This is a genomic window from Streptomyces sp. SID14436 (assembly GCF_010548465.1).
Classification (GTDB): domain Bacteria; phylum Actinomycetota; class Actinomycetes; order Streptomycetales; family Streptomycetaceae; genus Streptomyces.
Genome location: NZ_JAAGMD010000873.1, coordinates 17,446 through 28,622, shown reverse-complemented (window position 1 = coordinate 28,622; position 11,177 = coordinate 17,446). Strand labels below are relative to the sequence as shown.

The following is an 11,177-nucleotide window of genomic DNA, read 5'->3' as shown; positions in this document are numbered from 1 at the left end:
CGCCCCCTGGCCAAGCCGCCGGTGCGCAAGCTGGCGAAGGACCTCGGCGTCGACCTGACCACGGTCGTGCCGACCGGCCCGGACGGCATCATCACCCGCGACGACGTGCACGCGGCGGCACAGCCGAAGGCCCCCGAGCCCCAGGCGCCCGCCACCGCCCCGGCACCGGCCCCCGCGCAGGCCGCCCCCGCCCCGGCGGCGTACGACACCGCCCGCGAGACCCGCGTCCCCGTCAAGGGCGTGCGCAAGGCGACGGCGGCGGCGATGGTCGGCTCGGCCTTCACCGCGCCGCACGTCACGGAGTTCGTGACGGTCGACGTGACCCGCACGATGAAGCTGGTCGAGGAGCTCAAGCAGGACAAGGAGTTCGCCGGTCTGCGGGTCAACCCGCTGCTGCTGATCGCCAAGGCCCTGCTGGTCGCGATCCGCCGCAACCCGGACATCAACGCCTCCTGGGACGAGGCGGCCCAGGAGATCGTGCTCAAGCACTACGTCAACCTGGGCATCGCGGCGGCCACCCCGCGCGGTCTGATCGTCCCGAACATCAAGGACGCCCACGCCAAGACCCTGCCGCAGCTGGCCGAGTCCCTCGGCGAACTGGTGTCCACGGCACGGGAGGGCAAGACCTCCCCGTCCGCGATGCAGGGCGGCACGGTGACCATCACCAACGTCGGCGTCTTCGGCGTCGACACGGGCACGCCCATCCTCAATCCCGGCGAGTCCGCGATCCTCGCGGTCGGGGCGATCAAGCTCCAGCCGTGGGTCCACAAGGGCAAGGTGAAGCCGCGTCAGGTCACCACCCTCGCCCTGTCCTTCGACCACCGCCTGGTCGACGGTGAACTCGGCTCCAAGGTCCTGGCCGACGTGGCCGCGGTCCTGGAACAGCCGAAGAGGCTGATCACCTGGGCCTGACGGCCACGATCCGGGCCGGCTGACGCCGGGAGGGGCGCCGCGCTTTCGAGCTGCGGCGCCCCTCCTGCCGTACCCGGCTCAGGACGCGTGCCCCGCGCCATCGGACGAGCCCCTTGCCGGTGATCCGTGGCCGTCGGCCGGCCGGGTCAGATCTTGCCGAAGCCGTAGCCCAGGAGCTTCTTGGCGTCCTTCTCGCGCTGGGCGCCCGAGGAGGAGGCGAGGACGGTGCCGATGACCGTCTTGCCGTTCCGCGTGGCGGCGAAGACCAGGCAGTACTTCGAGACGGAGCCGGAGCCGGTCTTCACGCCGATCGTGCCGCTGTAGTTGCTGAGCAGCGTGTTGGTGTTGGTCCACGGCGCCATAGTGCGGGTGCTGCCCGTCTTCGTCTTCGTCTTGGCCGTGTACTTCTTGGTCTTGACGATCGAGCGGAACGTGGAGTTCTTCATCGCACTGCTGGCGATCTTCGTCAGGTCGCGCGGCGTGGAGTAGTTCTTGCCGTTGCCGATGCCGTCGAACGAGTCGAAGTGGGTGTTCTTCAGGCCCAGCTTCTTCGCGTCCGCGTTCATCTTGCCGACGAAGGACTTCACGCGGGCCGCACGGGTCTTGCCCGAGCCGAACTTGTCGGCGAGGGCGTACGCCGCGTCGCAGCCGGACGGCAGCATGAGGCCGTAGAGGAGCTGGCGCACCGTGACCTTGTCGCCGACGATCAGGCGGGCGGAGGAGGCGTTCCTGGAGACGATGTAGTCGCTGTAGGCCTTCTGGATCGTGACCTTGGCGTCGAGGTTCAGGTTCTTCTGCGCCAGCACGACCTTGGCGGTCATGATCTTCGTGGTGGAGCCGGTCGAGCGGCGGATGTCCGCGGACTTGCTGTACAGCGACTTGCCGTTCCCGTTGTTCATCACGTAGCCGCCCTTGGCGACGATCGTGGGGACGGAGGCGGCCTGGGCGGGTGCAGCGTAGAGGGCTCCGGAGGCGATCACGGCGCCCGTCGTCAGGGCCACGCCGACGGCTCTGCTCAGACGGACGCCCTTAATGCCGGTTTTCAACTGAGGTACCCCGATTACCGTGAATGGCCGTACGGTGCGGCCGAGTTGAGGGTGCGGCCGGTAAGGGGGCCGCACGTGTCTGACTCGCGTCGGGGGGTGATGGTTGTGCGGGTGTCGTGAAAAGTCCGGGGCCGTCACGTTCCGGCACCCGGTCCGCATCGTGGAACGGGTTCCGGGATGTGTCCCTGTTGTATCTATCCTGTCGGCATGAGCCTGGCCGACGTGAAGCAACCCCCTGCCGCCGACCGCGTCTACACCCATGTCAAGCAGGGCGTCCTCGAGCGCCGCTACGAGGGTGGGACGCTCCTCACCGAGGGGGAGCTGGCCGAGGCCGTCGGGGTCTCCCGCACCCCCGTGCGCGAAGCACTGCTGCGGCTGGAGGCCGAGGGCCTGCTCCGGCTCTACCCGAAGAAGGGCGCCCTGGTGCTGCCTGTCTCCGCGCAGGAGATCGCCGACGTCGTCGAGACCCGGCTGCTCGTCGAGGAGCACGCGGCGCGCAAGGCCGTACCCGCGCCGCCCGCGCTCGTGGAGCGCCTGGAGGAGCTGCTGGCGCGGCAGAAGGAGCAGGCCGCCGCCGGGGACTTCGCGGCGGCGTCCGTCACCGACCGCTGCTTCCACGCGGAGATCGTCCGCAGCGGCGGCAACGAGATCCTCTCCCGCCTGTACGACCAGCTGCGCGACCGCCAGCTGCGGATGGGGGTGGCCGTCATGCACTCCCACCCGGACCGCATCGCCAAGACCCTCGCCGAGCACGAGGAGATCCTCCGGGCCCTGCGCTCGGGCGACGCGGAGGCCGCCGTGGGCGCCGTCCACCGGCACGTCGGCTGGTTCTCGCACCTGGCCCGGGGCGAGGTGCGATGAGCGGCACCGACCGCGCCGCCGCCGTCCGGCCGGCCGATCCGCCCGGGGGGCGGCGCGCCCTCGCCGTGTGGGGGATCGGCGTCTCCGTCTACTTCGTCGCGGTCATCTTCCGCACGTCGCTGGGCGTGGCGGGGCTGGACGCCGCGGACCGCTTCGACGTCAACGCCTCCGCCCTGTCCACGTTCTCCATCCTCCAGCTGATGGTCTACGCGGGCATGCAGATACCCGTCGGCCTGCTGGTCGACCGGCTCGGCACGAAGAAGGTGCTGGGCATGGGCGCCGTGCTGTTCACGGTGGGGCAGCTCGGCTTCGCGCTGTCCCCGACGTACGGGATGGCGCTGGCCGCGCGGGTGCTGCTGGGCTGCGGCGACGCGATGACGTTCATCAGCGTGCTGCGGCTGGGCACCCGGTGGTTCCCGGCCCGGCGCAGCCCGTTCGTCGCGCAGATGGCCGGCCTGGTCGGCATGGCCGGCAACCTCGTGTCCACGCTGGTGCTGTCCCGGCTGCTGCACGACCTGGGCTGGACGGCGGCGTTCGGCGGCAGCGCGCTCGCCGGCGCCGTGGTGTTCGTGCTGGTCGTGCTGTTCCTCAAGGACCACCCGGAGGGGCACGCTCCGGAGCCGGTGAGGCAGCAGGGCGTCGCCTATGTGCGCCGCCAGATCGCGGCCTCCTGGCGGGAGCCGGGCACCCGGCTGGGTCTGTGGGTGCACTTCACCACCCAGTTCCCGGCGATGGTGTTCCTGCTGCTGTGGGGCATGCCGTTCCTCGTCGAGGCGCAGGGGCTGTCCCGGGCCACGGCGGGCGAGCTGCTCACGCTGGTGGTGCTGTCCAACATGGCCGTCGGGCTCGTCTACGGCCAGGTCGTCGCCCGGCACCACGGGGCCCGGCTGCCGCTGGCGCTGGGCACCGTGGGGGTCACGGCGCTGGTGTGGGCCGCCACGCTCGCCCATCCGGCCGCGACCGCGCCGATGTGGCTGCTCGTCGTGCTGTGCACGGTGCTGGGGGCCTGCGGACCGGCGTCCATGATCGGCTTCGACTTCGCCCGGCCCGCCAACCCGCCCGAGCGGCAGGGCACGGCGTCCGGGATCACCAACATGGGCGGCTTCATCGCCTCGATGACCACCCTTTTCGCCGTGGGCGTGCTGCTGGACGCCACGGGCGACGACTACACGGTCGCCTTCTCGTCCGTCTTCGTGCTCCAGGTGCTCGGCGTCAGCCAGATCCTGCGGCTGCGCCGCCGGGCGGTGCGCCGCGAACGGGAGCGGCTGGTGGCGAGCAGGGTGGAGACGCAGCACGTGCCCGTCTAGGGCTCCGGTGCAGGGTTCCGGTGCGGGTGCCGTCCGCGGGCACCCGCACCCGTGCCGGGGCGAGCCGCCCCGCGGGACGACCGGGCGTTACCGGGTCACGGCGAAGTGGCGCAGGATCGCCTCCGCGAGCTCCGGGTCGCCCTCGGTCTTGATGCGGTCCGCCACCTGCTCGTGGGTCACCCGGCCGCAGGCCAGGCGGACGTACGTCTCCCAGTCGAGGGTGAGGGTGACGGCCGGGCCCAGCGCGGGCGCGGTCTCCAGCGTGCCGCGGCCCTGGATGTCGACGCGGACCGTGCGCAGGAACTCCAGCGGGCCGTGCACGTCGACGACGACGGCCGAGCTGCGGGGCGCCTGGGCCTCGTCGGCCACCACCCGGGGCAGCTCGCCGAGCAGGACGTCGCGGGCGACGTGCGCGCCGGGGGAGTCGAGGTTGCCGGGGCGGCCGAGGGCCGCGCGCAGGTCCTGCTCGTGGGCCCACACGTCGAAGGCGTGCCGGCGCATGGACTCCTCGAGCGTGAGCTCGGTGCCGAGCGGGCCGCGCACCATGGTGGAGGGGTCGCGGGACTCGTTGCGCAGCTGGCGGTTGCGGCGGATGACGACGTACTCCAGCTCGGCCGTCATCTCCGGCGCCGTGTGGTGGCGGCGCACGTCGACCTGCATCTCCATGTAGCGCTGGTGGTCGTTGGTGACGTGGAACAGGTCGCGCGGCAGCGTGTGGATGGGACGCGGGTCGCCGAGCATCTCGGTGTCCAGTCCGATGACGTGGGACACCACATCACGGACCGACCAGCCCGGGCAGGGCGTCCGCCGGTTCCAGTCGGCCTCCACGAGCGGCTGCACCAGCTCGGATATCGCGTCGATGGAGTGCGTCCAGGCGTCGGCGTAGGACTGAAGGGCGGGATGCAGGCTCACGGAACTGGGACCCCTCGGCGGTCGGTACACGGGCAGGTTGTGGCGGCGGTGCCTGTGGGCGGTGGCTGCACTCGGCGGGACCCCCAAGTTACGCTGCTGTGGGGCACCCCGGCAGTGCTTTGGTGTGACGATCGTAGGCCCGTGGCCGCGGGTCGAATGCCAGGACGGTGGTAGTGTGCGCGCTTCTCTCCTCCAGATCGCCGTGAACGAGGGCGAATCGGTCGAATCGCGTCGGCAGCGGGCCGCCGCCCTGGTGCGGGAGCAGGCCGGGGCCGATCTCGTGGTGCTGCCCGAGCTGTGGACCACGGGTGCCTTCGCGTTCGAGGAGTTCGCGGGCGCGGCGGAACCGCTCGACGGGCCCACCCGCGAGGTGATGGCCAAGGCGGCGAGCGACGCCGGCGTGTGGCTGCACGCGGGGTCCGTCCCGGAGCGGGCGCCCGCCGATGACGGCGCCGGGGAGGGCGTCCTCTACAACACCTCGCTCGTCTTCTCCCCCTCCGGCGACCTGGCCGCCGCCTACCGGAAGATCCACCGCTTCGGCTTCGACAAGGGCGAGGCCGTGCTGATGGGCGCGGGCGACAGCCTCGTGACGGTCCGTCTGCCGGACACGGTGCTCGGGCTCGCGACCTGCTACGACCTGCGCTTCCCGGAGCTCTTCCGCGCCCTCGTCGACGAGGGCGCGGAGACCCTCGTCGTCCCGGCGGGCTGGCCGGAGCGCCGCCGCTCCCACTGGACGCTGCTGGCGCGGGCGCGGGCGGTGGAGAACCAGGCGTTCGTCCTGGCCTGCGGCACGGCCGGCACGCACGGCGGCATCCCGCAGGCGGGCCACTCGGTCGTGGTGGATCCCTGGGGCGAGGTGCTGGCCGAGGCCGGTCCCGGGGAACAGGTCCTCACCGTGGACTTCGACCCGGCCGCGGTGGCGGGCACCCGCGCGCGCTTCCCCGCCCTGAAGGACCGGGTCCTGGGGCTGGCGGAACCCCGGCACTGAGGGCCGGCACCCGGTGCCGGCGGCGGTCGCCGTGTCCGTCGTCACCCGGCGCCGGCGGCGGCCGTCGTGTCCGTCACCCGGCGCCGGCGGCGGCCGTCGTGTCCGTCACCCGGCGCCGGCGGGGGCGGGCATGGGTCAGTCGTCCCGCTCCTTGTCCGCGAGGTGGATGACGCACACCGCCACCGCGATCAGCAGCGCCGGGTCCGCGTCCTCGCGCACGACGTCGACGCCGTAGGTCTCCCGGACGTGCAGCCACCGGCGGGAGACGACGGCGAGGAGTTCGCCGTCGTACTCGACGGCGAACTCGCGGTCGAGGATGCGGCCGCTGACGTCCAGTTCGCTGCCGTCGGCCAGGGCGACCCGGTAGTGGTTGCGCAGCAGGGACAGCCGCTTGCGGCGGATCGTCGCCAGCGGTTCGCCGCCGCGTTCCATCACCATGGTGTCGCGCAGGGCGAACATCTTCTTGCGGATGTCGACGAGGACCCGGCCCTGGGCGTCCTTCAGCTCGAAGGTGTCCCGCAGCCGCATCGCCTTGCCGTCGACGAGGTAGACCTTGTTGCCCCGGTCGTCCTCGATCCAGTAGTCGTCACCGATGCCGAGCAGCCGCTCGCGTACGAGGAATCTCATGCCACCAGCCCTTCCCCGCCCCCGTGGACGGGACGCCGCGGGGTAGGCCGTTCGGCGCCACGCGGGGAGCGGAGGGAGCGGAGGCCGGGGGCGCGCCCCCGCGACCACCGCCGTGACGGCCGCCCGGGCCGGGCACCGTGAGACCGCGCGGGCCGGGTGCCGTGGCACCGCTGGGGCCGCGGGCCCCGACAGCCGCCCGATCAGACGCCGTACCCGTCGCTGTAGCCGTCGCGGTGCGGCGGCCGGGTGTCGTCGACGACCGGCGTGGCGGGCGGCACGACGACCCGGCGGCGCCGGGCGATGCTGCTGAAGGTCGCCACCCCGATCAGGCCGACGATCATGAAGATGACGCCGACCAGGTCAAGGTTGACACCCTGCATGTCCCAGTCGGTCGCGAACGTGAGGATCGCCCCCACGGCAATGAGGAGTATGCATCCACCGAGACCCATGAGTGTGTCGCCTTCCCGTCCGGTCGTTCCGGTCGTCGACACCGTGTACCCGGCCCGCCGCCGCTCATGCCGTCGAGCGGCGGCCGACCCTCCGTCAGTCAGCCCTCCAGGAAGGCCACCAGGGCGTTCGCCAGCATGAACGGGTCGCGGGCGCCGCACAGTTCGCGGGCGCTGTGCATGGACAGGATGGCCACGCCGATGTCGACCGTCTTGATGCCGTGGCGGGCGGCGGTGATCGGGCCGATCGTGGTGCCGCACGGCATGGAGTTGTTGGAGACGAACGACTGGAAGGGTACGCCCGCCTTCTCGCAGGCGGCGGCGAACACCGCGCGGCCCGAACCGTCCGTGGCGTAGCGGTTGTTGACGTTGACCTTCAGGATGGGGCCGCCGTCGACCCGCGGGTGGTGCGTGGGGTCGTGGCGCTCCGCGTAGTTGGGGTGCACGCCGTGGCCGGTGTCGGAGGACAGGCAGACGCTGCCGGCGAGGGCGCGCGCCCGGTCCTCGTAGGAGCCGCCGCGCGCGAACACCGAGCGGGAGAGCACGTTGCCGAGCAGCGGGCCGTCGGCGCCGGAGTCCGACTGGGAGCCGTTCTCCTCGTGGTCGAAGGCGGCGAACACGGGGATGTACGGCAGGCGACGCCTGCCCGCCTGCGGGTTCGCGGCGTGTCCGGCCACCGCGGCCAGCGCGGCCGTACCGGCGTGGACGGAGAGCAGGTTGTCCATGCGGGGGCCGGCCAGCAGTTCCTGGTCGCGGCCGAGGTAGGCGGGCGGCTCGACCGGGTGCACCATCAGGTCCCAGCCGGTGACCTGGCCCGACGGGACGCCGGCGGCCTCGCCGAGGAACGTGATGAGGTCACCGTCGCGCACGTCGTCGCCCAGGCCCCACACGGGCTGCAGGTGCCGCTGCTTGTCCAGCTTGAGCCCGTCGCTGTTGACGGCCCGGTCCAGGTGGATGGCGAGCTGCGGGATGCGCAGCAGGGGCCGGTCGACGTTGACCAGGCGGGTGGTGCCGTCGCGCAGGGACAGCCGTCCGGCGAGGCCCAGGTCCCGGTCGAGCCAGGAGTTGAGCAGCGGGCCGCCGTAGATCTCCACGGCGACCTGGCGCCAGCCGTGCGCCCCGCTGTCGGGCTGCGGCTTCACCCGCAGGTTGGGGGAGTCGGTGTGGGCGCCGACGATCCGGAAGGGGGTGTGCGTGGTCGCGCCCTCCGGCACGTACCAGGCGACGATGGCGCCACCGCGCAGCACGTACCGGCCGCCCGCCTTGGTGTTCTCCGCGTCCCAGGCGTCCGTCTCCGACACCTGCCGGAAGCCCGCCTTCTCCAGTCGCGCGGCGGCCTCGGCCACCGCGTGGTACGGCGTGGGGGCGGCCGACAGGAAGGACATGAGGTCGTCGGTGTGGCCGCGGTGGAACGCCCCGGTGGCTCCCGTGGAGCTCGTGGCGGGAGCGGCGGCGGAGGAGGGGCGGACGGTTTCGCTCATGGGTTCACCTTAACGAGGACGAGGGCCCGCCCCCCATGGGAGCGGACCCTCGCGCGGTCCGTACGGCGGTGGTGCCGGATCTGTGCCTAGAAGGCGGCCTCGTCCAGCTCCATCAGGTCCAGCTCGACGCCCTCGGCGACCTTGCGGGCCAGGGTCACGCCGGGCAGGACGTTGGCCGCGAAGAACTTCGCCGCGGCGATCTTGCCGGTGTAGAACGCCTGGTCCTTGGCGCTCGCCGTCGGGAGCTTCTCGGCGGCGACGGCCGCGCCCTTGAGCAGCAGGTAGCCGACGACGACGTCGCCGGAGGCCATCAGCAGGCGGGTGGTGTTCAGGCCCACCTTGTAGATGTTCTTGACGTCCTGCTCGGTGGCCGCGAGATCGGTGAGCATCAGGCCGACGACGGCCTCCAGCTCGACGGCCGCCTTGGCCAGGTGCTCGCGGGCGCCGGCCAGCTCCTCGCCGCCGGTGCCGAGGGCGAGGAACTTCTTGATGTCCTCGGCGAGCGAGTTCAGGGCGGCGCCCTGGTTGCGGACGATCTTCCGGAAGAAGTAGTCCTGGCCCTGGATGGCGGTGGTGCCCTCGTACAGGGTGTCGATCTTGGCGTCCCGGATGTACTGCTCGATCGGGTACTCCTGCAGGAAGCCGGAGCCGCCGAAGATCTGCAGCGACTGGGCGAGCTGCTCGTAGGCCTTCTCGGAGCCGTAGCCCTTCACGATCGGCAGGAGCAGGTCGTTGAGGGCGTGCTCGGTGGAGGCGTCCTCGCCGTTCGCCTCCTTGACCTGGATGGCGTCCTGGACGGAGGCGGTGTACATCACCAGGGCGCGCATGCCCTCGGCGTACGCCTTCTGCGTCATGAGCGAGCGGCGCACGTCCGGGTGGTGGGTGATGGTGACCTTGGGCGCGGTCTTGTCCATGAAGTTCGCCAGGTCGGGGCCCTGGACGCGCTCCTTGGCGTACTCCAGCGCGTTGAGGTAGCCCGTCGACAGCGTGGAGATCGCCTTCGTGCCGACCATCATGCGGGCGAACTCGATGATGCGGAACATCTGGCGGATGCCGTCGTGCTTGTCGCCGATCAGCCAGCCCTTGGCGGGGTGCTTGTCGCCGAAGGTCATCTCGCAGGTGTTGGACGCCTTAAGACCCATCTTGTGCTCGACGTTCGTGGCGTAGACGCCGTTGCGCTCGCCCAGCTCGCCGGTCTCGAAGTCGAAGAGGTACTTCGGGACGAGGAAGAGGGACAGGCCCTTGGTGCCGGGGCCGGCGCCCTCGGGGCGGGCGAGCACGTAGTGGAGGATGTTCTCCGACATGTCGTGCTCACCGGAGGTGATGAAGCGCTTCACGCCCTCGATGTGCCAGGAGCCGTCCTCCTGCTGCACGGCCTTGGTGCGGCCGGCGCCCACGTCCGAGCCGGCGTCCGGCTCGGTGAGCACCATCGTGGAGCCCCACTGCTTCTCGGTGGCGAACTTCGCGATGTGCTTCTGGACCTCGTTGCCCTCCTCGAAGAGGATGCCGGCGAAGGCGGGGCCCGAGGAGTACATCCACACGGCCGGGTTGGCACCGAGGATGAGCTCGGCGTAGGCCCAGATCAGGGAGCGGGGCGCCGTGGTGCCGCCGATCTCCTCGGGCAGGCCGAGGCGCCAGTACTCGGAGTCCATGAAGGCCTGGTAGCTCTTCTTGAAGGACGCCGGGACCGGGGCCGTGCTGGTCTCCGGGTCGAAGACCGGCGGGTTGCGGTCGGCGTCGGCGAAGGACTCGGCCAGCTCGTTCTCCGAGAGGCGGTTCAGCTCCTCGAGGATGCTTTTCGCGGTGTCGACGTCCATCTCCTCGAAGGGACCCGTGCCGTACAGCTTGTCGCGTCCGAGTACTTCGAAGAGGTTGAACTCGATGTCGCGGAGATTCGACTTGTAGTGCCCCATGGCGACGGCTCCGTTAGAGAGAGATCGGCGAGGCACTGACTCCTCGCGCTAGTTCACGTACCAACAAGTAGCTACGATGATGCTACCCGTCGGTAATAAGAAGCAACCCTGATCCGGACATCTGTGACTCAGCCCTCGCGCGGGTCAGTAGTCTGTGCGGCATGTACGGCTACGACCAGAGCGCCGGAGCGCAACAGGGTTACGTCCCGCCGCAGCAGCACGTGCCGGGCGGGTACGGGCAGCAGCCGCCGCTGTACCCCGAGCCGTCCCCGCCCTCGCTCGCGGACGCGGTGCGCGCCTTCACCACCGGTCAGCTGGCCGCCGAGGACTTCCAGCAGATCTTCGCGACGTCCAAGGTCTACTGCCCGCGGGGCGACAACCCGGGGTTCCTGGCGCTGCACAACACCCAGCAGCCGGTGATTCCGATGTTCACCTCGCTCAAGGAGCTGCGCCGGTACGCGGGCAAGGAGTCCAAGTACTTCGTGATCACGGGGGCGGAGGTGATCGACCTGCTGCCCACCGGCTACGGCTTCGTGCTCGACATGGAGGGCGAGCACCGGATGGTGTTCGACGCGAAGGCCGTGGAGCAGATGGTCGAGTTCGCGATGCGCCGGATGTACGGCTGACGCCCCCTGTCACGCAGACGGCTGACGCCGTTGCCCGCGGGCGGCCGGCCGCCGTCGA

11 protein-coding genes are annotated in these 11,177 nt (G+C 71.2%); 5 read left to right on the top strand and 6 right to left on the bottom strand.

From position 1 onward, the window contains the following. Nucleotides 1–912, top strand: a 912-nt coding sequence (locus G3I53_RS32130; protein ID WP_164439028.1) for a dihydrolipoamide acetyltransferase family protein, incomplete at its 5' end; no start/stop codon positions are given. Between the two features lie 146 nt (nt 913–1,058). Here G3I53_RS32130 and G3I53_RS32125 read toward each other — a convergent pair. Then, on the bottom strand, nt 1,059–1,958 hold the full coding sequence (locus G3I53_RS32125) for a D-alanyl-D-alanine carboxypeptidase (protein WP_164333192.1): 900 nt from the start codon (nt 1,956–1,958) through the stop codon (nt 1,059–1,061). Nucleotides 1,959–2,165: 207 nt separating this feature from the next. On the opposite strand from G3I53_RS32125, the gene G3I53_RS32120 reads away from it, so the two are divergent. Beyond that, nucleotides 2,166–2,819: a GntR family transcriptional regulator gene (locus tag G3I53_RS32120; protein ID WP_164333191.1), complete on the top strand. Its 654-nt coding sequence runs from the start codon at nt 2,166–2,168 to the stop codon at nt 2,817–2,819. Next, nucleotides 2,816–4,126, top strand: a complete 1,311-nt coding sequence (locus G3I53_RS32115) for an MFS transporter (RefSeq protein ID WP_164333190.1) — start codon at nt 2,816–2,818, stop codon at nt 4,124–4,126. Before G3I53_RS32120 ends, G3I53_RS32115 begins: the two co-directional genes overlap by 4 nt. Before the next feature lie 87 nt (nt 4,127–4,213). Here G3I53_RS32115 and G3I53_RS32110 read toward each other — a convergent pair whose 3' ends face one another. Beyond that, nucleotides 4,214–5,038, bottom strand: a complete 825-nt coding sequence (locus tag G3I53_RS32110) for a maleylpyruvate isomerase family mycothiol-dependent enzyme (RefSeq protein WP_164333189.1) — start codon at nt 5,036–5,038, stop codon at nt 4,214–4,216. Between the two features lie 175 nt (nt 5,039–5,213). Here G3I53_RS32110 and G3I53_RS32105 point away from each other — a divergent pair, with 175 nt between their 5' ends. Next, nucleotides 5,214–6,026, top strand: coding sequence for a carbon-nitrogen family hydrolase (locus tag G3I53_RS32105; RefSeq protein WP_164333188.1), 813 nt, complete (start codon nt 5,214–5,216; stop codon nt 6,024–6,026). A 135-nt stretch (nt 6,027–6,161) separates the two neighbouring features. Here G3I53_RS32105 and G3I53_RS32100 read toward each other — a convergent pair whose 3' ends face one another. From G3I53_RS32100 to G3I53_RS32085, 4 genes are all read right to left on the bottom strand, one after another. After that, a complete protein-coding gene (locus G3I53_RS32100) occupies nt 6,162–6,653 on the bottom strand; it encodes an LURP-one-related family protein (protein WP_164334616.1) in 492 nt (163 codons plus the stop codon). A gap of 200 nt (nt 6,654–6,853) precedes the next feature. Beyond that, a complete protein-coding gene (locus G3I53_RS32095; RefSeq protein ID WP_164334617.1) occupies nt 6,854–7,102 on the bottom strand; it encodes a DUF6458 family protein in 249 nt (82 codons plus the stop codon). Between the two features lie 98 nt (nt 7,103–7,200). Then, nucleotides 7,201–8,580: a M18 family aminopeptidase gene (locus G3I53_RS32090; protein ID WP_164334618.1), complete on the bottom strand. Its 1,380-nt coding sequence runs from the start codon at nt 8,578–8,580 to the stop codon at nt 7,201–7,203. 86 nt (nt 8,581–8,666) lie between these two features. After that, on the bottom strand, nt 8,667–10,493 hold the full coding sequence (locus G3I53_RS32085; protein WP_164334619.1) for an acyl-CoA dehydrogenase: 1,827 nt from the start codon (nt 10,491–10,493) through the stop codon (nt 8,667–8,669). Nucleotides 10,494–10,654: 161 nt separating this feature from the next. Between G3I53_RS32085 and G3I53_RS32080 the strand changes: the two genes are divergently transcribed. Continuing rightward, entirely contained in the window at nt 10,655–11,119 is a 465-nt protein-coding gene (locus G3I53_RS32080; RefSeq protein ID WP_164334620.1) for an SseB family protein, read from the top strand. The last annotated feature ends 58 nt before the right edge of the window (nt 11,120–11,177 follow it).